A 23,508-nucleotide genomic window follows, 5' to 3' on the forward strand; every position below is an offset into this window, starting at 1 on the left:
GTCTCCATGCGTTTGCCGCAGTCACGACAGCCAACACGTCTGAGCAAAACGCTGAGGCGCACTGCACGGCCGAGAATGGGCAAATCACGAACGACTCGCTCGCAATACTCGTGAGTGGTTGAACAGGGCTTTTGGCATCCACCACAGGAAGGGAATCGGGTGGTGTGGGGCGTCAGATCGATCTGTAGGGCATCGCCATCAGGCTTGATCGTGACGACAGAAAAGCCCTCCCAAAAAGGAAGGAAAGTATTAATATCGTGCATAAGAACGCCGGTTTTTTAGATGTGTTTGCTCGCACGAACATCATCAATCAAATCGGCGTTCTTGTTTCTGTGTTTCCCGGAATTCCGTGAAGAACCAAAAAAAAGCCCTGATCGTGCGACCAAGGCTTTTTCTTTTACCGCGTTAACGCAGGATCACAGGCCGTTGCGGGCCTTGAACTCGCGACGACGACGGTGCAGTACCGGCTCGGTGTAGCCGTTCGGCTGCTTGGTGCCTTCGATCACTAGTTCGACCGCCGCCTGGAAGGCGATGTTGCTGTCGAAGTTCGGGGCCAGCGGACGGTACAGGGTGTCGCCGGCGTTCTGCCGGTCCACCACGGGCGCCATGCGCTTGAGGCTTTCCATGACCTGGGCTTCGGTGACGACGCCATGGCGCAGCCAGTTGGCGATGTGCTGGCTGGAGATGCGCAGGGTGGCGCGGTCTTCCATCAGGCCGACATCGTTGATGTCCGGCACCTTGGAGCAGCCGACGCCCTGGTCGATCCAGCGCACCACGTAGCCGAGAATGCCCTGGGCGTTGTTGTCCAGTTCGTTCTTGATCTCTTCGGCCGACCAGTTGGTGTTGCTGGCCAGCGGAATGGTCAGGATGTCGTCCACCGAAGCGCGGGCGCGCTTGGCCAGCTCGGCCTGGCGGGCGAACACGTCGACCTTGTGGTAGTGCAGGGCGTGCAGGGCCGCGGCGGTGGGCGAGGGTACCCAGGCGGTGTTGGCGCCGGCCAGCGGGTGAGCGATTTTCTGTTCGAGCATGGCGGCCATCAGGTCCGGCATGGCCCACATGCCTTTACCGATCTGCGCACGGCCTTGCAGGCCGGTGCTCAGGCCGATATCGACGTTCCAGTTCTCGTAGGCGCCGATCCACTTGGCGGCCTTCATCTCGGCCTTGCGCACCACGGCGCCGGCTTCCATGGAGGTGTGGATTTCGTCGCCGGTGCGGTCGAGGAAGCCGGTATTGATGAACACCACGCGCTCGCTGGCGGCCTTGATGCAGGCCTTGAGGTTGACCGTGGTGCGGCGCTCCTCATCCATGATCCCGACTTTCAGGGTGTTGCGCGGCAGTTCCAGCACGTCTTCGATGCGCCCGAACAGCTCGTTGGTGAACGCGGCTTCTTCCGGACCGTGCATCTTCGGCTTCACGATGTACACCGAGCCGGTGCGGCTGTTGGTGCGCGAGGTGTTGCCGTTGAGGTTGTGGATCGCTGCGAGGCTGGTGACCAGGCCGTCGAGGATGCCTTCCGGCACTTCGTTGCCTTGGCTGTCGAGGATCGCGTCGATAGTCATCAGGTGGCCGACGTTACGCACGAACAGCAGCGAACGACCGTGCAGCTTCACACTGCCGCCGTTGGGCGCGGTGTATTCGCGGTCGGCGTTCATGGTGCGGGTGAAGGTCTGGCCGCCCTTGGCCACTTCTTCGGCCAGGTCGCCCTTCATCAGGCCGAGCCAGTTGCGGTAGATCACCACCTTGTCATCGGCGTCGACGGCGGCGACCGAGTCTTCGCAGTCCATGATGGTGGTCAGGGCCGCTTCCATCAGCACGTCTTTTACGCCGGCGGCGTCGGTCTGGCCGACCGGGCTGCTGGCGTCGATCTGGATCTCGAAATGCAGGCCGTTGTGTTTCAGCAGGACCGCGGTCGGGGCCGCGGCATCGCCGTGGTAGCCGATCAGCTGGGCGTCGTCGCGCAGGCCGCTGTTGCTGCCACCCTTGAGGGCGACCACCAGCTTGCCGTCGACGATTTTGTAGCCGGTGGAGTCGACATGGGAGCCGGCAGCCAATGGCGCGGCCTCGTCGAGGAAGGCGCGGGCGAAGGCGATGACCTTGTCGCCGCGCACCTTGTTGTAGCCTTTGCCTTTTTCCGCGCCGTCGGCTTCGCTGATGGCGTCGGTGCCATAAAGCGCGTCGTACAGCGAGCCCCAGCGGGCGTTGGAGGCGTTGAGGGCAAAACGGGCATTCATCACCGGGACCACCAGCTGCGGGCCGGCCGTGCGGGCGATCTCGTCATCGACGTTTTGCGTCGTGGCCTGGAAGTCCGCCGCTTCTGGCAGCAGATAACCGATGTCTTGCAGGAAGGCTTTGTAGGCGATCGGGTCGTGGGCCTGGGCTTTCTCAGGAGCTCTACGGGATTGGTGCCAGGCATCGATACGCGCCTGGAAATCGTCGCGTTTGGCGAGTAGGGCTTTGTTCTTCGGCGCCAGGTCGTGGATGACCTTGTCGGCGCCGGCCCAGAACTTGTCGGCGGTGAGGCCGGTACCGGGAATGGCTTCGTTGTTCACGAAGTCGAACAGGACTTTGGCGACCTGCAGGCCACCGACTTGAACGTGTTCAGTCATTGCTTGCCTCACTCTGCTCAGCTATTTCGCTTTTCAGCTCTTCAAATTAACAATGAAGCCTCTGGCCATTTAAACCACAAACCCCTCTACCAGTACATGCCATCGCGGGCGGCTGGGATGGTTCCAATCAACGGCTTGAAGCCTTGCTGACAGGGCTTTCAGGGTTGCGACTGCGCCTTGGCAGACATCGATCCAACGTTATGTAGTGCGCGCTTCGGCATACTACATGATGAATTGCGGTTGTGAAAATTAGACTAAATACGTCGTTCCGCGACCCAAGTTCGCGGAGCGGTCACGCTGGGGAACAGAATGTTCTCAAAAAACTATTGAATTGTTCCATATAAATCCAAGGAGTTGTACACGATTTATATTCCGGCAGCGGCAGCGCGCTGTTTTCATGCTTTGCGCCTTGCCTGTAGGCGCAAGGGAAGCGGCAGGACGAGCCTTGCCTATACTTGATTTTCTATAACAAAAGTCCTGACAGAGGGTTGCGCCATGGACCACCTCGTACTCACCGTATTCGCCCCGGACAAGCCCGGACAGGTCGAGCGCATCGCCCAATGCATCGCCGCGCACGGCGGTAACTGGCTGGAGAGCCGCATGTCGCGCATGGCGGGGCAGTTCGCCGGCATCCTGCGGGTCGGTGTGCCGGCGGAGGCCTACGACGAGCTGGTGGACGCCTTGCAGGGCTTGGCGGCCCAGGGCATTCGGGTGCTGATCGCCGAAAGCGGTATCGAACAATCCTGCACCTGGAAGCCGATCTCCATGGAGTTGGTGGGCAACGACCGGCCGGGCATCGTGCGCGACATCACCCGCCTGTTGAGCGAGCAGGGAGTGAACCTGGAGCGACTGGTGACCGAAGTGCGCCCGGCGCCCATGAGCAGCGAGCCGCTGTTCCACGCCGAAGCGATCCTGGCGGTGCCGCTGACCTTGTCCCTCGATGTCCTGCAGTCGCGCCTGGAAACCCTGGCGGATGATTTGATGGTGGAGTTGGTGCTGCGCAGCGAGGTGTGAACCGAAAGGGCAGGTTATCCAGTTTTAGCGTGCATGCGCCTGTGGATAACCTGTAGAGACCTACCGCCAGCCCAAGCCAGCCAAGGCTTTGCGGAATCTGATCAAAAAACCAGCAGTTTCAAGGGCTTGTGCACAAACGGCGGGGGTCACGCTGTGGATAACCTTGGGAAGGATAGCTGCAGGCCACGCCAACCGTGGCCTGTAGAGGTTTGTACGTTTATTGATCAGCTGCGTTTGCGCAGGCTCAACCAGGCATCCACGCTGTACACCGCCAGGCCGGCCCAGATAAACATGAACGCCACCAGGGTGCTCGACGACAGGTGTTCGCCGAACAGCAGTACCGCCTGCAGCAGCACCAGGGTCGGCGCCAGGTACTGCAAGAAGCCCAGGGTGGTGTAGGGCAGGTGACGGGCGGCGGCGTTGAAGCACACCAGCGGCACCAGGGTGACGGGGCCGGCCGCCACCAGCCACCAGGCTTCGGAGCTGGTCCAGAAGGCCGCCTGGGCACTGGTGGCGGTGGGGTTGAACAAGAGCCAGGCGAAGGCGATCGGCACCAGCATCCAGGTTTCCACCACCAGCCCCGGTAGCGCCTTGACCGGCGCCTGCTTGCGGATCAGCCCGTAGAAACCGAAGGTCAGCGCCAGTACCAGCGAGACCCAGGGCAGGCTGCCGACCTGCCACACCTGCTGCGCCACGCCGACCGCCGCCAGGCCCACCGCCAGCCACTGCAGGCGCCGCAGCCGCTCACCGAGGATCAGCATGCCCAGCAGCACGTTCACCAGCGGGTTGATGTAGTAACCCAGGCTGGCCTCGAGCATGCGCCCGTTATTCACCGACCAGACATAGGTCAGCCAGTTGGCCGCGATCAGGGTGCCGCTCAGGGCCAGGATCGCCAGGCGCTTGGGGTTGTCCCGCAACTCGCGCCACCAGCCGGGATGCTTCCAGACCATCAGCAGCAACGCGCCGAACAGCGCGGACCAGAGCACCCGGTGGATGATGATTTCCACGGCGGGCACGTTGGCGATGGCTTTGAAGTAGATCGGGAACAGGCCCCAGATGATGTAGGCACTCAGGCCCAGGATGTACCCGCGACGCGGGTTGGCGGCTTGCATGCAGAATCCTTGCTTAGGCAGCTAACAAAGGCAGTGATTGTAAGGAGGTTTATCAGGCTGTGTCTTTGTCGGCGTAATCGCGGAGACCTGCTTTGGTGATCGATCCGGCTTCTGTAGGAGCGAGGCTTGCCCGCGATCAAGACACCGCGGTGCATCAGACTCATCGCGGCGAGGCTATCGCGGGCAAGCCTCGCTCCTACAGATCCGATAAAGGCTGGGGTCAGAACAGCTTCAAGGGTTCTTCGTTGAGCGCCGAAAGTTGTTCGCGCAACGCCAGCACCTGGTCGCCCCAGTAACGCTCGCTGCCGAACCAGGGGAAGCTGCGCGGGAACGCTGGGTCGTCCCAGCGCCGCGCCAGCCAGGCGCTGTAGTGCATCAGGCGCAGGGCGCGCAGCGGTTCGATCAGCGCCAGTTCGCGCGGGTCGAAGTCGTGGAACTCGCTGTAGCCATCCATCAGCTCCGACAACTGTCCCAGGCATTCCTGGCGATCGCCGGCGAGCATCATCCACAGGTCCTGTACCGCCGGGCCCATGCGGCAGTCGTCGAGGTCGACGATATGGAACACCTCGTCGCGGCACATCATGTTGCCGGGATGGCAGTCGCCATGCATGCGGATGTTCTGGTGCGGCGTGGCCTGGTAGACCTCTTCCACCCGCTTGAGCAGGTCGCGGGCCACCGACTCATAGGCCGGCAGCAGGCTCTTGGGTACGAAGTCGCCTTCCAGCAGGGTGGTCAGCGAGTCGTGGCCGAAATTCTTCACCCCCAGCGCTTCGCGATGCTCGAACGGGCGGGTGGCGCCGACCGCATGCAGGCGGCCGAGCAATTGCCCCAGGCGATACAACTGGTCGAGGTTGCCGGGTTCCGGCGCCCGGCCGCCACGGCGCGGGAACAGGGTGAAGCGGAAGCCTTGATGCTCGAACAGGCTTTCGCCCTGGTGAATCAGCGGCGCCACCACCGGTACTTCGCATTCGGCGAGTTCGAAGGTGAAGCGGTGCTCTTCGAGAATTGCCTCGTTGGTCCAGCGCTGCGGACGGTAGAACTTGGCGATCAGCGGCTCGCCGTCTTCGATGCCGACCTGGTAGACACGGTTTTCGTAACTGTTGAGTGCCAGGACACGGGCGTCGCTGAGAAAACCGATGCTTTCGACGGCATCGAGGACTAGATCAGGGGTAAGGGTTTCGAACGGGTGAGACATGCTGACTCCTGCGCGCAGCAGGCTGCTGCGTCCGGCCAAGCATGGTAGCGCACGAAGGATGACAGGTGGTGACTGTGAGGTCGCTATCGCGGGCAAGCCTCGCTCCTGCAGGTCGGTGCAGGAGCGAGCTTGCTCGCAAAGCGGTGGATCAGGCGCCGACGATGCCGCCGTCTTCCCGGGTGATCACCATCACCGAGGAACGCGGCTTGCCGTTGGGCAGGTGCTCGGGGAAGGTCGAACCGCCGTTCTCGCCCGGATGCTGGATGCCCACGAACAGGCTGCGCTGATCCGGCGAGAAGGTGATGCCGGTGACTTCGCAGCCCACCGGCCCGACCATGAAGCGGCGGATCTCACCGGTGTCCGGGTCGGCGCAGAGCATCTGATTGTTGCCCATGCCGGCGAAGTCGCCGGCGTTGCTGGAGTCGCCGTCGGTGAGGATCCACAACCGGCCGGCCTTGTCGAAACCCAGGCCGTCGGGGCTGTTGAACATGTTCTGCGGGGTGATGTTCGACGAACCGCCTTTCGGCTGGTCGGCATGCACGGCCGGGTTGCCGGCGACCACGAACAGGTCCCAGGTGAAGTCCATCGAACCGTGGTCGCCACGGCCGGTCTGCCAGCGCAGGATCTGCCCGTAGACGTTTTTCTCCCGCGGGTTCGGGCCGCCCACTGGCTGGCCGTCTTCACCGCGTTTGGAGTTGTTGGTCAGGGTGCAGTAGACCTGGCCGTCTTTCGGGCTGACCACGATCCATTCCGGACGGTCCATGCGCGTGGCCTTGACCACGCTGGCCGCCAGGCGGGCATGGATCAGCACTTCGGCCTGGTCGGCAAAACCGCTGCTAGCGTCGATGCCGTTCTTGCCATGGCTCAGCTCGACCCATCTGCCCTTGCCTTTCGGGTGGTCCGGGTTGCCGTCGCCATTGTCGAAGATCGCCACGTACAGGGTGCCGTGATCCAACAGGTCGCGGTTGGCCTTGGGGTTGCGGTGGTTGATGCGGTCGCGGCTGACGAACTTGTAGATGAACTCGCCACGCTCGTCGTCGCCCATGTAGACCACGGCGCGTCCGTCGCGGGTTTCGGCCAGGGCGGCGTTTTCATGCTTGAAGCGGCCCAGGGCGGTGCGCTTGATCGGTTTGGATTGCGGGTCGAACGGGTCGATCTCCACGACCCAGCCGTGACGGTTGAGCTCGTTGGGGTTTTTCGCCAGGTCGAAGCGCGGGTCGAACTGATGCCAGTTGATGTCGCGGCTGCTCGCCGAGGCGCCATAACGTTTCTGTGCGGCATCGAAGGTCTGCTGGGCGTTGCTGCTGCCGAAGCAGTCGGTGAAGTTCTCTTCACAGGTCAGGTAGGTGCCCCATGGCGTCTTGCCGTTGGCGCAGTTCTGGAAGGTGCCGAGGACTTTCCTGCCGCTCTTGTCGGCGCTGGTTTTCATCAGCGCGTGGCCGGCGGCCGGGCCGCTCAGGCGAATTGGCGCGTTGCCGTGGATGCGCCGGTTGTAGCGTGAACCCTGGACGAACTGCCATTGGCCGCTGCGGCGCTGCACTTCGATCACCGACACGCCTTCGCTGGCCAGGGCCTTGCGCACGTCTTCCGCCGACTGCGGCATGCCGCCGTGGGGGTAGAGGTAGCGATAGTTGGTGTATTCGTTGTTGATCGCCATCAGCGCGCGATTTTTGTCGTCCGGGAAGGCGAACAGGCTCATGCCGTCGTTGTTGTCACCGAACTGCACTTCCTGGGCCGCGGCGGTGCCATTGCCGCTCGGGTCGAAGGCCGGGCCGTTCTTCTGCAGGGGCTGGCCCCAGCTGATCAGCACCGAGGACTTGTAGCCCGGCGGCAGGGTGATGGTGTCGCTGGTGGCGGCGGCAATGCCTTCAAAGCCCAGCAGCTTGCTGGAACCGGCGCTGACGCTGGCGGCCAGCACGCTGCGGCTCAGCAGGTTGCCACCGAGAAACATGGCCGCGCCGCACAGGGCACCGGCGCTGATGAAACCACGGCGGCTGAGGCCGACCATCTTTTCGAGGTCGGTAGGTTGGTCTTCTTCTAGTAGGCTCATCACAGGCTTCCTGCAGGATTTTGCAGCCACCTTAATCAGCGTCGATGACGAACATATTGCAGCGACGAAAGCATTTCGCCGCTTGTGTAGCCGTTGCCGAAGGCTGCGATCGAGCCGAAGGCTCGCAGGGAGCTTGAGTCAGTCAAGGTCCTGCGGACCTTATCGCAGCCTGCGGCAGCGGCTACAGAGCGGTGATCAGTCTGGTTACAGCGGCGTGCCGAGCAGCACATTGGATGGCGAGAACTGCACCCGCACCGGCTTGCCGGCGCTCAAGCCAAGGTTTCGCAGGTGCAGCGGTTCGGCCAGGGCGCAGAGGGTCTGGCCGCTGGGCAGGGCGATGCGGATTTCGCTGGGGCCGTCGTCGGCGTCGAGGATCGCTTCCAGGGTGCCTTGCAGGCAATTGTGTCCGGGTGTTGCAGGCTGATCGATGGCCAGCAGTTCCAGCCAACCAGCCTTGATCAAGGCCACTACTCCGGTGCCGGGTTCCAGTTCCAGATGCAGGGTGCTGTCATGGGTGATTTGCGCCTGGATCACCAGGTCTTCCGCGAGCGCCAGGCGCACCAGGTCGTTGCGCCCTTGCGCTTCGACGGCCTGCACCGTGCCGTGCAGCTGGTTGCGGGCGCTGGTCCGGAGCATCAGGCGCCCCAGCAGATCGAGGTCGGCGGCGTCTTCGGCGGCTTCCAGCACCTGGGCCTGCAAGGCCTGCAAACGCTGGTAGAGACGCAGCACCCGCTCGCCCTCTGCGGAGAGCCTGGCGCCACCGCCGCCTTTGCCGCCGACACTGCGTTCGACCAGGGGTTTTTGCGCCAGGTTGTTCAACTCATCGATGGCATCCCAGGCTGCCTTGTAACTCAGGCCGGCGCTTTTCGCGGCACGGGTGATCGAGCCCTGTTCGGCGATGTGCTGCAGCAGGGCGATGCGCTGCGGGCGACGGGCGATGTGCTGGGTCAACAAGGTGGGCAAGGGCATGGCGGAACGCTTTGAACGCTGGGAATGGAAAGGGAGTTTGCGGCTTGAGGGCCGAGAGTCAAGTTCAGTCGGGCTCGCCAGGTTTTGGCGTGCGTGCCAGGCAGTAGACATCGACCCGCCGCGCCCCGGCCGTGAGCAACAGCCGCGCCAGGGCGTGGGCGGTCGCGCCGGTGGTGAGTACGTCGTCCACCAGCGCCAGGTGCCGGCCATGGACCGCCGCCTCGGGCATCAGGGCGAAGGCGTGACGCAGGTTGCGTTGCCGCGCCCTGGCATCCAGGCCTTGTTGCGATGGCGTGTCCTGGGTGCGCAGCAACGAGGTTTCGTCACAGGGGATCTGCAGGATCTCGCCCAGCCAGCGCGCGAGCATCGCCGCCTGGTTATAGCCGCGTTGCCGCAGGCGCTTGCGGGCCAGGGGCACTGGCAGCAGGGCGTCGGGCTGTGGCAGGTCCTCACTGAAACGATGTTGCAGCGATTGCGCGAGAAGTTCGGCCAAAAGTCGGCCAAAGGGCCATTTGCCGTTGTGCTTGAAACGGCTGATCAGGCTGTCGACCGGAAAGCCATAACGCCAGGGCGCCACCACCTGGGCAAAGGCCGGCGGTCGCTTGAGGCACTGGCCGCAGGTCAGGCCGGCCGCGGGCAAGGGCAGGGCGCAGACCTGGCAATGATCGCCGAGCCACGGCAGTTCGGTTTCACAGGCGGTGCAAATGGCTTGGGGCGTGTCGGTCGGCTCGTCGCAGAGTAAACAGGGTTGTTTGTTTTTTAACCAGATGTAAACCGGTCCTTGGTAATGTGGTTGACACTGCATGACGCTTCCTTAAATATGCCCAACATCCGTGTCGCGGCTGTGGGTATTCCCTTCCCGTCGCCGCTTGCCAAGCATAATCAAGGAATCGCCCATGAGCGCCAGCACCACCGCCAATCTGCGTCATGACTGGACTTTGGCTGAAGTCAAAGCCCTCTTCGTTCAGCCGTTCAATGACTTGCTGTTCCAGGCGCAGACGGTGCACCGCGCGCATTTCGACGCCAACCGCGTCCAGGTTTCCACCCTGTTGTCGATCAAGACCGGCGCCTGCCCGGAAGATTGCAAATATTGTCCGCAGTCCGGTCACTACAACACCGGCCTGGAAAAAGAAAAGCTGATGGAAGTGCAGAAGGTCCTCGAAGAGGCTGCGCGCGCCAAGGCCATAGGTTCGACCCGTTTCTGCATGGGCGCGGCCTGGAAACACCCGTCGGCCAAAGACATGCCGTACGTGCTGGAAATGGTCAAGGGCGTGAAAGCCATGGGCCTGGAAACCTGCATGACCCTCGGTCGCCTGGACCAGGACCAGACCGAAGCCCTGGCCAAGGCCGGCCTGGACTACTACAACCACAACCTCGATACCTCGCCGGAGTTCTACGGCAGCATCATCACCACCCGCACCTACAGCGAGCGCCTGCAGACCCTGGCCTACGTGCGCGATGCCGGGATGAAGATCTGCTCCGGCGGCATCCTCGGCATGGGCGAGTCCCTCGATGACCGCGCCGGCCTGCTGATCCAGCTGGCCAACCTGCCGGAGCATCCGGAATCGGTGCCGATCAACATGCTGGTGAAAGTGGCCGGCACGCCGCTGGAAAACTCCGAAGATGTCGACCCGTTCGACTTCATCCGCATGCTTGCCGTGGCTCGCATCCTGATGCCGAAATCCCATGTGCGCCTGTCCGCCGGCCGCGAAGCGATGAACGAGCAGATGCAGGCCTTGGCATTCTTCGCCGGCGCCAACTCGATCTTCTACGGCGAGAAACTGCTGACCACCGCCAACCCGCAGGCCGACAAGGACATGCAACTGTTCGCGCGCCTGGGCATCCAGCCGGAAGCCCGCGAAGAACACGCCGACGAGGTGCACCAGGCCGCCATCGAGCAGGCGCTGGTGGAACAGAAGAGCAGCGAGCAGTTCTACAACGCTGCCGTCTGATCTGCTGCCTCTGTAGGAGCGAGGCTTGCCCGCGAATGGTTCACCGCGTGAGCCAGGGACACAGAGGTGTCTGGATCGCGGGCAAGCCTCGCTCCTACAAGGATGATGTTTCTTTTCTTGCCTGCGAGGCCAGCATGTCTTTCGATCTCCGCGCGCGTCTCGCTGCCCGTCGTGCCGAAAACCTCTACCGTCAGCGCCCACTGCTGGAAAGCCCGCAAGGGCCGCAAGTGGTGGTCGACGGCCAGCCATTGCTGGCGTTCTGCAACAACGATTACCTGGGGCTGGCCAATCATCCGCAAGTGATCGAAGCCTGGCGCGCCGGTGCGTCCCGCTGGGGCGTGGGCGGTGGCGCCTCGCACCTGGTGATCGGCCACAGCACGCCCCACCACCAGTTGGAAGAAGCCCTGGCCGAGTTCACCGGCCGCCCGCGAGCACTGCTGTTCACCACCGGTTACATGGCCAATCTCGGCGCAGTCACCGCGCTGGTGGGGCAGGGCGACACGGTGCTGGAAGACCGCCTCAACCACGCTTCGTTGCTGGACGCCGGCCTGCTCTCCGGCGCGCGCTTCAACCGTTATTTGCACAATGATGCCGAGAGCCTGGCCAAGCGCCTGGAGAAAGCCACCGGCAATACCCTGGTGGTCACCGATGGCGTGTTCAGCATGGACGGCGACCTGGCCGACCTGCCGGCCCTGGCTCGCGAAACCCGGGCCAAGGGTGCCTGGCTGATGGTCGACGACGCCCATGGGTTCGGGCCGCTGGGGGCCAACGGCGGAGGAATCGTCGAGCACTTCGGTTTGAGCCAGGAAGATGTGCCGGTCCTGGTGGGTACTCTCGGCAAGGCGTTCGGCACCGCCGGCGCCTTTGTCGCCGGCAGCGAGGAGCTGATCGAAAGCCTGATCCAGTTCGCCCGTCCTTATATCTACACCACCAGCCAGCCGCCGGCCCTGGCCTGCGCCACCCTGAAAAGCCTGGAGTTGCTGCGCAGCGAGCACTGGCGGCGTGAGCACCTGAACACGCTGATCCGCCAGTTCCGCCAGGGCGCCGAGCAGATCGGGCTGACCCTGATGGACAGCTTCACGCCGATCCAGCCGATCCTGATCGGCGACAGCGCGCGGGCGATTCGCCTGTCACAAATGCTGCGCGAGCGCGGCCTGATGGTCACCGCGATTCGTCCACCGACCGTGCCCGCGGGGAGCGCCCGCCTGCGGGTGACCCTGTCCGCCGCCCACAGTGAGGCTCAGGTCCAGCTATTGTTGAATGCACTGGCGGATTGTTTTAGCGAACCAGGACCGGAGCCAAGCCATGCGTGATCGACTGATTCTGCTGCCCGGTTGGGGCCTCGGCGTATCGCCGCTGGAGCCCTTGGCGGCGGCTCTGCAGGGGCTGGACGAACACCTGCGGGTCGAGATCGAACCGTTGCCGGAGCTGGAGTCCAGCGACCTGAATGAGTGGCTCGACGAACTGGACGCCAGCGTGCCGGACAACGCCTGGCTCGGTGGCTGGTCGCTGGGTGGCATGCTGGCTTCCGAGCTGGCGGCGCGTCGTGGCGAGCGCTGCTGCGGTTTGTTGACCCTGGCCAGCAACCCCAGTTTTGTGGCTCACGCTGAGTGGGCGAGTGCGATGCCGGGGGAGACCTTCGACGGGTTTCTGGCCGGCTGCAACGCCGACCCGCGCACCACCCTCAAGCGCTTCAGTTTGCTCTGCGCCCAGGGCGCCGAAGATCCACGCGGCCTGTCGCGCCTGCTGTCGGGTGGCGCGCCGCATACCTCGGGCGCGGTGTTGATGGCCGGCCTGGAATTGTTGGCGCAGTTGGACACTCGCCATGCTCTGCAGGCGTTTCGTGGGCCGCAGTTGCATCTGTTTGCAGGGCTTGACGGGCTGGTGCCGGCCGAAGCCGCGGGCGAATTGCTGGCGTTGTTGCCCGATGTCGAAGTTGGTCTGATTGAACAGGCCAGCCACGCGTTTCTTCTGGAGGATCCCCACGGTGTGGCGGGGGCGATCCAGGCTTTTTTGCATGAGTCCGGCGATGACTGATCTGTCCCTTCACAAGCCCCCCGGCAGCTTGCCCGACAAGCGCCAGGTGGCGGCTTCCTTTTCCCGTGCGGCGTCCAGTTATGACAGCGTGGCGCAACTGCAGCGCGATGTCGGTCACGCGTTGCTGAGCCGCCTGCCGCAAGGTCGCGAGCCTGGCCGCTGGCTGGACATGGGCTGCGGCACCGGTTATTTCAGCCGCCTGCTGGGCGAGCGCTTCCCGGCCAGCGAAGGGCTGGCGCTGGACATCGCCGAAGGCATGCTCGAGCACGCCCGTCCGCTGGGCGGGGCGCAGTATTTCATTGCCGGCGATGCCGAGCGTTTGCCGTTGCAGGGGCAGAGTTGCGAGCTGATTTTCTCCAGCCTGGCAGTGCAGTGGTGCGCGGACTTCCGTTCGGTCCTCAGCGAGGCGCATCGAGTGCTGAAGCCGGGCGGCGTGCTGGCCTTTGCCAGTTTGTGCGTCGGTACGCTGTATGAATTGCGCGACAGTTGGCGTCAGGTCGACGGCATGGTGCATGTCAACCGCTTCCGTGAGTTCGGCACGTATCAACAGCTGTGCGCGGCGAGCGGCTTGCAGGTGCTGAGCCTGGAAACCCGTCCGCATGTGCTGCACTACCCGGATGTGCGCAGTCTGACCCATGAGCTGAAGGCTCTGGGGGCGCACAACCTCAACCCTGGACGGCCCGGCGGGCTGACAGGGCGGGCGCGGATCAAGGGCCTGATCGACGCCTACGAACAGTTCCGTCAAGCGCAGGGATTGCCCGCGACCTACCAGGTGGTCTACGCCGTATTGGAGAAGCCGCTATGAGCCGAGCCTATTTCGTTACCGGAACAGACACCGATGTTGGCAAGACCACCGTCGCCGCCGGCTTGCTGCATGCCGCGCGGCTTTCGGGGCTGAGCACGGCGGCCGGGAAACCGGTGGCTTCAGGCTGCGAGCTGACCCCCAAGGGGCTGCGTAACGCCGATGCGCTGGCCTTGCTGGCCGAGTGCTCGTTGCCGCTGACCTACGATGAAGTCAATCCACTGGCCTTCGAACCGGCCATCGCTCCCCATCTGGCGGCCCGCGAGGCTGGCGTGGCGTTGACTGTGCAGGCCTTGCTGGCGCCGATGCGCCAGGTGCTGGCCAAGGGCGCGGACTTCACCCTGATCGAAGGGGCCGGCGGCTGGCGTGTGCCGCTGGCGGACCAGGACAACCTGTCCGACCTGGCCATGGCCCTGGGTCTGCCGGTGATCCTGGTGGTGGGCGTGCGCCTGGGCTGTATCAACCATGCCCTGCTGACGGCCGAGGCGATTGCCCAGGACGGTTTGCAACTGGCGGGTTGGGTGGCCAACATCATCGAGCCGAAGACTTCGCGGCTCGAGGAGAACCTCGCCACGCTGGCAGAGCGCCTGCCTGCTCCTTGTCTGGGTCGGGTCCCGAGATTGAAGGCGATCAGCGCCGAAGCGGTGGCCGAGCATCTGCAACTGGACCTGCTTGACTAGATTTTGCCTATGATAAGGCACTATGCCATTAGTGTTTTTGACGGGTCTTTTTCTGGCGCGTCTGGTTCAATAGCCGCTGTTCATTCCTTGCAGGGTCGAGTCCTCCCATGGAAATTTCCGGGAATACCGCTTTCTACGCCGGCCTGAGTACCGTGCAGACCGGGCAGAACCGTGTCGATCAGGCGGCCAGCCAGATCGCCAGCACGACCATCGAACGTTCTGTCACCAGCCAGTCTTCTGAAGTCCAGGTCGAGCGCTTACGATCCGTCGACCGCAGCCAGCAATCGGACCTGGCCAGCAACATGGTCGAGATGTCCATGGGCAAGATCCAGGCGGAGCTGGGCGTGAAAGTCGCCAAGGCCGCCGATGAAGTGCTCGGTACGCTGATCGACACCTACGCTTGACCCTCCCTCGGTAGCCCTGGCCGTTTTTGCGGGCAGGGTGGTCCGCGCAAGAACACCCTGCACATCCCCTTCTGCCGTCTTGCTGGCCTGCCAGCTCCTACACTCAATTTAGCTTCCGAATATTTCACGGCATTCGCTGTGGACCTTGGCGTGCAAGGCCTGCAGGGGATCGATGACGAACGGTGTTTGCGTGGTGCTTGACAAGGTTTGGGCGTAAACGTATGTTTCAAACAACTGTTTGACCGCCACAATAAATCAACGCGGTTGTTCATTCCCGGTTACATCAGCAGAGGTTTATCGCTATGCCTGACTACAAGGCCCCCTTGCGTGATATTCGCTTCGTTCGTGACGAGCTGCTCGGCTATGAAGCGCACTATCAGAGCCTGCCGGCTTGCCAGGACGCTACTCCAGACATGGTTGACGCCATCCTCGAGGAAGGCGCGAAGTTTTGTGAGCAGGTACTGGCCCCTCTGAACCGTGTGGGTGACCTGGAAGGCTGCACCTGGAGCGAATCCGGCGTTAAGACCCCGACGGGCTTCAAAGAGGCTTACAAGCAATTCGTCGAAGGCGGCTGGCCAAGCCTGGCTCACGATGTCGAGCATGGCGGTCAAGGCCTGCCGGAGTCCCTGGGCCTGGCTGTCAGCGAAATGGTCGGCGAAGCCAACTGGTCGTGGGGCATGTACCCAGGCCTGTCCCATGGCGCGATGAACACCATCTCCGAGCACGGCACGCCTGAGCAGCAAGAGGCTTACCTGACCAAGCTGGTATCCGGCGAGTGGACCGGCACCATGTGCCTGACCGAACCGCACTGCGGCACCGACCTGGGCATGCTGCGCACCAAGGCCGAACCTCAGGCCGACGGTTCCTACAAAGTCACCGGCACCAAGATATTCATCTCGGCCGGTGAGCACGACATGGCCGACAACATCGTCCATATCGTTCTGGCCCGCCTGCCGGATGCGCCGGCTGGCACCAAAGGCATTTCGCTGTTCATCGTGCCGAAGTTCCTGCCGAACGCCGATGGCTCCGTCGGCCAGCGCAACGCCGTGAGCTGTGGTTCCCTGGAACACAAGATGGGTATCCACGGCAACGCCACCTGCGTGATGAACTTCGACGCGGCCACCGGTTTCCTGATCGGCCCGGCGAACAAAGGCCTGAACTGCATGTTCACCTTCATGAACACCGCTCGCCTGGGTACCGCGCTGCAAGGCCTGGCCCACGCCGAGATCGGTTTCCAGGGTGGCCTGAAATACGCTCGCGATCGTCTGCAAATGCGTTCCCTGACTGGCCCGAAAGCGCCGGACAAGGCCGCCGACCCGATCATCGTGCACCCTGACGTACGTCGCATGCTGTTGACCATGAAGGCTTTCGCCGAAGGCAACCGTGCCATGGTCTACTTCACCGCCAAGCAGGTCGACATCGTCAAATACGGCGTGGATGAAGAAGAGAAGAAGAAAGCCGATGCACTGCTGGCCTTCATGACGCCGATCGCCAAAGCCTTCATGACCGAAGTCGGCTTCGAAGCCGCCAACCACGGTGTGCAGATCTACGGTGGCCACGGCTTCATCGCCGAGTGGGGCATGGAGCAGAACGTTCGCGACAGCCGCATTTCCATGCTGTACGAAGGCACCACCGGTATCCAGGCGCTGGACCTGCTGGGCCGTAAGGTGCTGATGACCCAAGGCGAAGCCCTGAAAGGCTTCACCAAGATCGTCCACAAGTTCTGCCAGAGCAACGAAGGCAACGAGTCGGTCAAAGAGTTCGTCGCACCGCTGGCTGCGCTGAACAAGGAATGGGGCGAGCTGACCATGAAGGTCGGTATGGCAGCCATGAAAGACCGTGAAGAAGTTGGTGCCGCGTCCGTGGACTACCTGATGTACTCCGGTTATGCCTGCCTGGCTTACTTCTGGGCCGACATGGCGCGCCTGGCTGCCGAGAAGCTGGCTGCCGGTACCACCGAAGAGGCGTTCTACACCGCCAAGCTGCAGACTGCGCGCTTCTACTTCCAGCGCATCCTGCCACGTACCCGCACTCATGTTGCGGCCATGCTGTCGGGTGCCAACAACCTGATGGACATGAAAGAAGAAGATTTCGGCCTGGCTTACTAAGCCTTACCGAGGTTCATTCAGAAGCCGCTTCTCCTTCGGGAGAAGCGGCTTTTTTGTGCGCGGAATGAATCTGAAAATAATCCGACTAAAACGTTAAGAAGAAGCCGATCCCTGCCGTTACAGAGGTGGCAATGTGACATGTGTCACATTTGTGCTGTTTAACTATGCCAGGCGAAGGCATAGTGCCATCAACTGTTTAGCCGCGTCGGAGCTTTACCTTGCCGCGTTCTTCTGCTGTACGTTTCAGCCATTTTCTTCCGTCATTGTTACTCCTGCTTGCGGGGCTTGCGGCCGCCTACGTCAAGGATCTCAACGTCTTCTTCACCTCGCTGTTCAACGTCCTGCCGACCCTGGTGCTGTTGCTCGGCGGCGCCTACTGCGCGGTGTATCGACGCCAGCGTGAACTGTTCCTGATGGTCACGGTGTACATCGCCTATTTCCTGCTCGATACCCAGACCGACTATTACCGCGACAACGGCAAGGTGCGCGAGGATGCGGCCGTGGTGTTCCACTTGGTCTGCCTGCTGCTGCCGCTGCTGTTCGGTCTGTTCGCGGCCTGGCAGGAGCGCACCCACCTGTTCCAGGACATGGTGGCGCGCTTTGCCGTATTGCTTGCCTTTGGCAGTGTGGCGCTCGGCCTGGAGCAGAGTTATCCCCAGGCGCTGCTGACCTGGCTGGCGGAAATCCGTTGGCCGGCCCTGCATGGCGCTTGGATGAGCCTGATCCAGTTGTCGTACCCGGTGTTTCTCGCCGCCTTCCTGTTGCTGGCGATCCAGTACTGGCGCAACCCGCGCCCGCTGCATGCGGCGCAGTTGGTGGGGCTGCTGGGCCTGTTCTGGATGCTGCCCAAGACCTTCATCCTGCCCTTTACCCTGAACATCATGTGCAGCCAGGTGATGTTGATGATCGCCGCAGCCGTTGCCCACGAGGCGTATCAGATGGCGTTCCGCGACGAGCTGACCGGCTTGCCGGGCCGCCGCGCCTTGAACGAGCGCATGCAGCGCCTGGGCCGCAACTATGTGCTGGCGATGAGCGATGTCGATCACTTCAAGAAATTCAACGACACCCATGGCCACGACGTGGGCGACCAAGTATTGCGCCTGGTGGCCAGCAAGCTGTCGAAAGTCAGTGGCGGCGGTCGCGCCTACCGTTATGGCGGCGAGGAGTTTGCGGTGGTGTTCGCTGGCAAGACCCTCGAGGAATGCATGCCGCACCTGGAGGTCATTCGCGAGACCATCGCCAACTACAACATCCAGTTGCGCAATCAGGAGAACCGCCCGCAGGACGACCAGCAGGGTCGTCAGCGCCGTGGCGCGGCCGCGGCGTCCAGCGTGTCGGTGACCGTCAGTATCGGTGTCGCCGAGCGGCAGATGGAGCACCGCTCGCCGGAAGAGGTGCTCAAGTCCGCCGACCAGGCGTTGTACAGCGCCAAGGGCGCGGGGCGTAACTGCGTCATGGCCTTCGGTCAGAACCGCCGTGGCGCGGTGCGCATGGACACCGCTGCGGGTTGAGTGATAGCGGCGCATTCAGCGTCTGGACTGTGATTGGCAGGTCGGATGAGCGGCAGTAGGTTGGATCGATCTGCTGCCGGAGAAACCACCATGCCCGAGTACAAAGCTCCCCTGCGCGACATGCGCTTTTTGATCGACCACGTCTTCGACTTTCACTCCAGCTATGCGGCTCTGGGGGCCAGCGATGCCAGCCCGGACATGGTGGCCGCGATCCTCGAAGAAGGGGCGAAGTTCTGTGAAAACGTACTGGCGCCGCTGAACCGCTCCGGCGACGAAGAAGGCTGCCATTTCGACAATGGCGTGGTCACCACGCCCAAAGGCTTCAAGCAGGCTTTCGCCCAGTATGTGGAAGGCGGCTGGCACGGCCTGGCAGCGGACCCGAGCTACGGTGGCCAGGGCCTGCCGCATTCACTGGGGTTGGTGATCAGCGAGATGGTCGGCTCCAGCAACACTTCCTGGGGCATGTACCCGGGCCTGACTCACGGTGCCATGTCGGCGATTCATGCCCACGGCAGTGAAGAACAAAAGCAGACCTACCTGAGTAAGCTCACCGCCGGCCAATGGACCGGCACCATGTGCCTGACCGAAGCCCACTGCGGCACTGACCTGGGCATCATCAAGACCCGCGCCGTGCCCCAGGCCGACGGCAGCTATGCGGTCTCCGGCAGTAAGATTTTCATCTCGGCCGGCGAGCACGACATGAGTGAAAACATCATCCATCTGGTGCTGGCCAAGCTGCCCGATGCGCCGGCGGGCACCAAGGGTATTTCGCTGTTCATCGTACCCAAGTTCCTGCCCAACGCCGACGGCGAGGCGGGCGAGCGCAATGCTGTGAGCTGCGGCTCCATCGAGCACAAGATGGGCATCAAGGCCTCGGCCACCTGCGTGCTGAACTTCGATGGCGCCAAGGGATTCCTGATCGGTGAGGCCAACAAGGGCCTGAACTGCATGTTCACCATGATGAACCACGCGCGCCTTGGTACCGGGATGCAGGGGCTGTGTCTGGGCGAGGCGAGCTTCCAGAGCGCAATCAAATACGCCAACGACCGTCTGCAGATGCGCTCCCTGACCGGGCCGAAGGCGCCGGACAAGGCCGCCGACCCGATCATCGTCCACCCCGATGTGCGGCGCATGCTGCTGACCATGAAAGCCTTCAACGAAGGCAATCGTGCCCTGGCCTATTTCACCGCGCAGTTGCTGGATGTGGCGCACCTGGCCGCCGATGAGACCCAGCGCCAGGATGCCGAGAACCTGTTGGCCTTCCTGACGCCGATCTGCAAGGCCTTCATGACTGAAACCGGGCTGGAAGTGACCAACCACGGCATGCAGGTGTTTGGCGGGCATGGCTTCATCCGCGAGTGGGGCATGGAGCAACTGGTGCGCGATTGTCGCATCGCCCCGATCTATGAAGGCACCAACGGCATCCAGGCCCTGGATCTGCTGGGGCGCAAGGTGCTCGGCAGCCAGGGCAAGCTGCTGATGGGCTTCACCAAGATCGTCCATAAGTTCTGTGCGGCCAATGCCGAGCATCTACAGCTCAAGGGGCATGTGGCGCAGCTCAATGGGCTCAACCAACAATGGGGCGCGCTGACCACCAAGATCGGGATGGCGGCGATGAAGAACCCCGATGAGGTCGGGGCCGCGGCGCTGGATTACTTGATGTACAGCGGTTACATCATCCTCGCCTATCTGTGGCTGCGCATGGCGCTGGTGGCCCAGGCCCGGCTCGATGCTGGTGAAGAGGATGCCGATTATTGCCAGGCCAAGCTGGCGACCTGCGAGTTCTACTTCAAGCGCCTGCTGCCGCGCACGGCGTCCCATCAGGCAGCGATCGAGGCGGGCAGTGATTGCCTGATGAAGCTGCCGGCGGAGCTGTTTTCGCTCTAGGTTTCCATGTAATCGTCCATCGCGGGCAAACCCACTCCTGCAGGCTTTTGCGGGGATGGGTTTGCCTGCGATTTTTGGTGACTAAAAATTACATAAAAGTCACTAGTTGACCCTATGTGTCGCAAAAGTTGTTCGGGTACACTCGAGCTTTCGTAAATGGGGCCGTTCGGGTCCACTTGTTTAGATCTTGCGAGGTTTGCCATGGCTGACTACAAAGCGCCCCTGCGCGATATGCGCTTCGTCCTCAATGAAGTTTTCGAGGTCGCCAAACTCTGGGCCGAACTGCCTGCTCTGGCCGACACCGTCGACGCCGAAACCGTCGAAGCGATTCTTGAGGAAGCCGGCAAAGTCACCGGCAAGAGTATCGCCCCGCTGAGCCGCGGCGCGGATGAAGAGGGCTGCCACTGGAGCGACGGCGCGGTCACCACGCCCGCAGGTTTTCCACAGGCCTACCAGACTTATGCCGAAGGCGGCTGGGTTGGCGTCGGCGGCGATCCGACCTACGGCGGCATGGGCATGCCCAAGGCGGTATCGGCCCAGGTCGAGGAAATGGTCAACTCGGCCAGCCTGTCGTTCGGCCTCTACCCGATGCTGACCGCGGGCGCCTGCCTGTCGATCAACGCCCACGCCAGCGAAGAATTGAAGGCGGCCTATCTGCCGAACATGTATGCGGGCGTTTGGGCCGGCTCCATGTGCCTCACCGAGCCCCATGCCGGCACCGATCTGGGCATCATCCGCACCAAGGCCGAACCGCAGGCCGACGGCTCCTACAAGGTCAGCGGCACCAAGATCTTCATCACCGGCGGTGAGCACGACCTGACCGAGAACATCATTCACCTGGTGCTGGCCAAGCTGCCGGATGCGCCAGCGGGGCCGAAAGGCATTTCGCTGTTCCTGGTGCCGAAGTTCCTGGTCAACGCCGACGGCAGCCTGGGTGCGCGCAACCCGGCCAACTGCGGTTCGATCGAACACAAGATGGGCATCCAGGCTTCGGCCACCTGTGTGATGAACTTCGACGAAGCCGTCGGCTACATTGTCGGCGAGCCGAACAAAGGCCTGGCGGCGATGTTCACCATGATGAACTACGAGCGTCTGGGTGTCGGTATCCAGGGCCTGGCCTCGGGCGAGCGTTCCTACCAGAACGCCGTGGAATACGCCCGTGATCGCCTGCAAAGCCGCTCGCCGACCGGCCCGCAAGCCAAGGACAAGGTCGCCGACCCGATCATCGTGCACCCCGACGTGCGGCGCATGCTGCTGACCATGAAAGCCGCGAACGAAGGCGGCCGCGCGTTCTCCACCTATGTGGCGATGCAACTGGATACCGCCAAGTTCAGCGAAGACGCTGTGGTGCGTAAGCGCGCGGAAGATCTGGTGGCCCTGCTGACGCCGGTGGCCAAGGCTTTCCTCACCGATCTGGGGTTGGAAACCACGGTTCACGGCCAGCAGATTTTCGGCGGCCACGGCTACATCCGCGAATGGGGCCAGGAACAGCTGGTGCGCGATGTGCGCATTACCCAGATCTATGAAGGCACCAACGGCATCCAGGCGCTGGACCTGGTCGGGCGCAAGATCGTCGGTAGCGGCGGGGCGTTCTACAAGCTGTTCGCGGACGAGATTCGCCATTTCACCGCAACCGCCAGCGCCGATCTGGCCGAGTTCACCAAGCCATTGAACGATGCGTTGGATAACCTGGACGAGCTGACTGCCTGGCTGCTGGATAGGGCCAAGAGCAATCCGAACGAAATCGGCGCGGCCTCGGTCGAATACCTGCAAGCATTCGGATACACGGCGTACGCCTATATGTGGGCATTGATGGCCAAAGCGGCCCTGGGCAAGGAGTCGCAAGACGATTTCTACGCCAGCAAGCTGGGTACCGCGCGCTTCTACTTCGCCCGGCTGCTGCCGCGTATTCACTCGCTGAGCGCATCGGTGAAGGCGGGTAGCGAATCACTGTTCCTGCTGGATGCGGCGCAGTTCTGAGTATGTGCGCGTCATGTAAGCTTTCTCTTACATGACGTGCTGCTAATCACCCATATCGGCAGATTGGATCCAGAGCTAATCTACTTCACATGGACGTCGCGCAGGAAGCGCAAAGCAATAACACGGACACGTAGGATTCCGCCAGGATGGTGGAGTGAAAAGGATGTCAGGGAAACAGTCTGCAAAGCCCCGCTTCGGCGGGGTTTTCTTTTGCCCGCGTTTTTTATCTGCGCTTGTTCAACCAAGTCCTTCCAGCGTCGCCGGGCCGCTCATTTCTTCTTCCAGCAAGGTTCGCAGCAACGCCAGGGTTGCCTGCTGACGCTGTACATCACGACATACCAGCCCCACTTTCAACGGCACCCTCGGTTCGCTCAGCGGTTTCCATAGCAGGTCCGTATGGCTATGGGTCTGACGCGAGCGCCCCGGCAGGACCGTGGCCAGGCGGGTGTTGGGCAGGCTGTCGAGAATCCCCGCCATATTGTTCAGTTCCGCCTGTACCTGTGGCCGGCGTCCGAGATTGGCCAGTTGCGCCTGCCAGATCTGGCGTATCTGGAACTCCTCGCCCAGCAACAGCATGGGCAGCTCCGCGGCCTGGCTCATGGAGACTTTCTTGAATTCGCGCAGGGGATGTTCGGCGGGAATCACCAGGGTCAACTCATCTTCGTAGAGTTGCACACCGTGTAGTCCCGGTTGGCGCGGGGGCAGGTAACTGATACCGATATCCAATGAGCCATTGAGCAGGCGCCGTTCGATTTCCAGGCCGGTCAGTTCATAGATCTGCACCACCAGATGCGGCTGGGCCTTGCGCACTCGTTCGAGCATCTGTGGCACCAGGCTGCTGTGCACGGTTTGCAGTACGCCGATTGCCAATGTGCGCAGGGCTTGGCCCTTGAAGTTGCCCAGGGCTTCGCGAGCTCGCTGCATGCCGTCGAGCAAGGGCAGGGCATGGTTGTACAGGGTATGGGCCGCCAGGGTCGGTAACAGGCGCTTGCTGCTGCGTTCGAACAGGCTGACGTCGAGGTTCTGTTCCAGCTGACGGATCTGTTGCGAGAGCGCGGGTTGGGAGATCGACAGGCGCTCGGCGGCGCGTCCCACGTGACCTTCTTCATACACCGCGACGAAATAACGCAGTTGTTTAAAATCCATAAGTTCTGCTTATCGAAAAAGCTGGAAAATCGAAATGGCCCGATAGGCCACAGAA

General features: G+C 62.5%; 19 protein-coding genes. 11 read left to right on the top strand and 8 right to left on the bottom strand.

Annotation, left to right across the window (positions count from 1 at the left end):
• Window positions 1-263: transposase family protein (locus tag PVZ78_RS08060; protein WP_273828319.1), on the bottom strand; the 263-nt coding region annotated here is incomplete at its 3' end.
• Between the two features lie 153 nt (window positions 264-416).
• The gene (locus PVZ78_RS08065; RefSeq protein ID WP_009051204.1) at window positions 417-2,606 is read right to left on the bottom strand and encodes a malate synthase G; all 2,190 of its coding nucleotides are present in this window, start codon (window positions 2,604-2,606) and stop codon (window positions 417-419) included.
• A gap of 495 nt (window positions 2,607-3,101) precedes the next feature.
• Here PVZ78_RS08065 and PVZ78_RS08070 point away from each other — a divergent pair, with 495 nt between their 5' ends.
• Window positions 3,102-3,620, top strand: a complete 519-nt coding sequence (locus PVZ78_RS08070; protein ID WP_009051203.1) for a glycine cleavage system protein R — start codon at window positions 3,102-3,104, stop codon at window positions 3,618-3,620.
• A 224-nt stretch (window positions 3,621-3,844) separates the two neighbouring features.
• Here the strand turns inward: PVZ78_RS08070 and rarD are convergent, their stop codons facing one another.
• The 5 genes from rarD to PVZ78_RS08095 all read right to left on the bottom strand — a co-directional run bounded on the left by rarD (window position 3,845) and on the right by PVZ78_RS08095 (window position 9,751).
• Window positions 3,845-4,732 carry an EamA family transporter RarD gene (gene rarD / locus PVZ78_RS08075; protein WP_009051202.1) on the bottom strand — a complete coding sequence of 296 codons (888 nt, stop codon included), beginning with the start codon at window positions 4,730-4,732 and terminating at the stop codon, window positions 3,845-3,847.
• A 220-nt stretch (window positions 4,733-4,952) separates the two neighbouring features.
• Window positions 4,953-5,927: a serine/threonine protein kinase gene (locus PVZ78_RS08080; protein ID WP_009051201.1), complete on the bottom strand. Its 975-nt coding sequence runs from the start codon at window positions 5,925-5,927 to the stop codon at window positions 4,953-4,955.
• A 148-nt stretch (window positions 5,928-6,075) separates the two neighbouring features.
• Complete coding sequence (locus PVZ78_RS08085) at window positions 6,076-7,977, bottom strand: PhoX family protein (RefSeq protein WP_273828545.1); 1,902 nt, start codon at window positions 7,975-7,977, stop codon at window positions 6,076-6,078.
• Window positions 7,978-8,181: 204 nt separating this feature from the next.
• Entirely contained in the window at window positions 8,182-8,946 is a 765-nt protein-coding gene (locus tag PVZ78_RS08090; RefSeq protein WP_041984825.1) for a TOBE domain-containing protein, read from the bottom strand.
• Between the two features lie 64 nt (window positions 8,947-9,010).
• On the bottom strand, window positions 9,011-9,751 hold the full coding sequence (locus PVZ78_RS08095) for a ComF family protein (RefSeq protein WP_273828546.1): 741 nt from the start codon (window positions 9,749-9,751) through the stop codon (window positions 9,011-9,013).
• A gap of 91 nt (window positions 9,752-9,842) precedes the next feature.
• On the opposite strand from PVZ78_RS08095, the gene bioB reads away from it, so the two are divergent.
• From bioB to PVZ78_RS08145, 10 genes are all read left to right on the top strand, one after another.
• On the top strand, window positions 9,843-10,898 hold the full coding sequence (gene bioB, locus PVZ78_RS08100; protein ID WP_007926062.1) for a biotin synthase BioB: 1,056 nt from the start codon (window positions 9,843-9,845) through the stop codon (window positions 10,896-10,898).
• 134 nt (window positions 10,899-11,032) lie between these two features.
• The gene (gene bioF / locus PVZ78_RS08105) at window positions 11,033-12,211 is read left to right on the top strand and encodes an 8-amino-7-oxononanoate synthase (protein ID WP_038636315.1); all 1,179 of its coding nucleotides are present in this window, start codon (window positions 11,033-11,035) and stop codon (window positions 12,209-12,211) included.
• On the top strand, window positions 12,204-12,935 hold the full coding sequence (locus PVZ78_RS08110; protein WP_009051196.1) for an alpha/beta fold hydrolase: 732 nt from the start codon (window positions 12,204-12,206) through the stop codon (window positions 12,933-12,935). Before bioF ends, PVZ78_RS08110 begins: the two co-directional genes overlap by 8 nt.
• Window positions 12,928-13,740 carry a malonyl-ACP O-methyltransferase BioC gene (gene bioC / locus PVZ78_RS08115; protein ID WP_273828547.1) on the top strand — a complete coding sequence of 271 codons (813 nt, stop codon included), beginning with the start codon at window positions 12,928-12,930 and terminating at the stop codon, window positions 13,738-13,740. The genes PVZ78_RS08110 and bioC overlap by 8 nt, the downstream gene beginning before the upstream one ends.
• Window positions 13,737-14,417, top strand: a complete 681-nt coding sequence (gene bioD, locus PVZ78_RS08120) for a dethiobiotin synthase (RefSeq protein ID WP_124302209.1) — start codon at window positions 13,737-13,739, stop codon at window positions 14,415-14,417. Before bioC ends, bioD begins: the two co-directional genes overlap by 4 nt.
• Before the next feature lie 107 nt (window positions 14,418-14,524).
• Window positions 14,525-14,821: a hypothetical protein gene (locus PVZ78_RS08125; RefSeq protein WP_009051193.1), complete on the top strand. Its 297-nt coding sequence runs from the start codon at window positions 14,525-14,527 to the stop codon at window positions 14,819-14,821.
• A gap of 302 nt (window positions 14,822-15,123) precedes the next feature.
• Window positions 15,124-16,929 (top strand): phenylacyl-CoA dehydrogenase, encoded by a 1,806-nt coding sequence (locus PVZ78_RS08130; RefSeq protein ID WP_009051192.1) that lies wholly within the window; start codon window positions 15,124-15,126, stop codon window positions 16,927-16,929.
• Window positions 16,930-17,147: 218 nt separating this feature from the next.
• A complete protein-coding gene (locus tag PVZ78_RS08135) occupies window positions 17,148-18,440 on the top strand; it encodes a GGDEF domain-containing protein (protein WP_009051191.1) in 1,293 nt (430 codons plus the stop codon).
• A 90-nt stretch (window positions 18,441-18,530) separates the two neighbouring features.
• Window positions 18,531-20,327: an acyl-CoA dehydrogenase C-terminal domain-containing protein gene (locus PVZ78_RS08140; RefSeq protein WP_273828548.1), complete on the top strand. Its 1,797-nt coding sequence runs from the start codon at window positions 18,531-18,533 to the stop codon at window positions 20,325-20,327.
• Between the two features lie 201 nt (window positions 20,328-20,528).
• Window positions 20,529-22,307 carry an acyl-CoA dehydrogenase C-terminal domain-containing protein gene (locus PVZ78_RS08145; RefSeq protein WP_023969156.1) on the top strand — a complete coding sequence of 593 codons (1,779 nt, stop codon included), beginning with the start codon at window positions 20,529-20,531 and terminating at the stop codon, window positions 22,305-22,307.
• A 237-nt stretch (window positions 22,308-22,544) separates the two neighbouring features.
• Here the strand turns inward: PVZ78_RS08145 and PVZ78_RS08150 are convergent, their stop codons facing one another.
• Window positions 22,545-23,453 carry a LysR family transcriptional regulator gene (locus PVZ78_RS08150; RefSeq protein WP_038636329.1) on the bottom strand — a complete coding sequence of 303 codons (909 nt, stop codon included), beginning with the start codon at window positions 23,451-23,453 and terminating at the stop codon, window positions 22,545-22,547.
• Window positions 23,454-23,508: the final 55 nt, after the last annotated feature.

This window comes from Pseudomonas sp. SBT1-2 (assembly GCF_028640875.1).
Lineage (GTDB): Bacteria > Pseudomonadota > Gammaproteobacteria > Pseudomonadales > Pseudomonadaceae > Aquipseudomonas > Aquipseudomonas chlororaphis_I.

Coding starts and splice junctions, on each gene's coding strand:
- PVZ78_RS08110 (WP_009051196.1), top strand. CDS start 12,204: ATGCGTGATCGACTGATTCTGCTGCCCGGTTGGGGCCTCGGCGTATCG.
- PVZ78_RS08095 (WP_273828546.1), bottom strand. CDS start 9,751: ATGCAGTGTCAACCACATTACCAAGGACCGGTTTACATCTGGTTAAAA.
- PVZ78_RS08145 (WP_023969156.1), top strand. CDS start 20,529: ATGGCTGACTACAAAGCGCCCCTGCGCGATATGCGCTTCGTCCTCAAT.
- bioC (WP_273828547.1), top strand. CDS start 12,928: ATGACTGATCTGTCCCTTCACAAGCCCCCCGGCAGCTTGCCCGACAAG.
- PVZ78_RS08080 (WP_009051201.1), bottom strand. CDS start 5,927: ATGTCTCACCCGTTCGAAACCCTTACCCCTGATCTAGTCCTCGATGCC.
- rarD (WP_009051202.1), bottom strand. CDS start 4,732: ATGCAAGCCGCCAACCCGCGTCGCGGGTACATCCTGGGCCTGAGTGCC.
- PVZ78_RS08090 (WP_041984825.1), bottom strand. CDS start 8,946: ATGCCCTTGCCCACCTTGTTGACCCAGCACATCGCCCGTCGCCCGCAG.
- PVZ78_RS08130 (WP_009051192.1), top strand. CDS start 15,124: ATGCCTGACTACAAGGCCCCCTTGCGTGATATTCGCTTCGTTCGTGAC.
- PVZ78_RS08070 (WP_009051203.1), top strand. CDS start 3,102: ATGGACCACCTCGTACTCACCGTATTCGCCCCGGACAAGCCCGGACAG.
- PVZ78_RS08150 (WP_038636329.1), bottom strand. CDS start 23,453: ATGGATTTTAAACAACTGCGTTATTTCGTCGCGGTGTATGAAGAAGGT.
- bioD (WP_124302209.1), top strand. CDS start 13,737: ATGAGCCGAGCCTATTTCGTTACCGGAACAGACACCGATGTTGGCAAG.
- PVZ78_RS08125 (WP_009051193.1), top strand. CDS start 14,525: ATGGAAATTTCCGGGAATACCGCTTTCTACGCCGGCCTGAGTACCGTG.
- PVZ78_RS08065 (WP_009051204.1), bottom strand. CDS start 2,606: ATGACTGAACACGTTCAAGTCGGTGGCCTGCAGGTCGCCAAAGTCCTG.
- PVZ78_RS08140 (WP_273828548.1), top strand. CDS start 18,531: ATGCCCGAGTACAAAGCTCCCCTGCGCGACATGCGCTTTTTGATCGAC.
- bioB (WP_007926062.1), top strand. CDS start 9,843: ATGAGCGCCAGCACCACCGCCAATCTGCGTCATGACTGGACTTTGGCT.
- bioF (WP_038636315.1), top strand. CDS start 11,033: ATGTCTTTCGATCTCCGCGCGCGTCTCGCTGCCCGTCGTGCCGAAAAC.
- PVZ78_RS08085 (WP_273828545.1), bottom strand. CDS start 7,977: ATGAGCCTACTAGAAGAAGACCAACCTACCGACCTCGAAAAGATGGTC.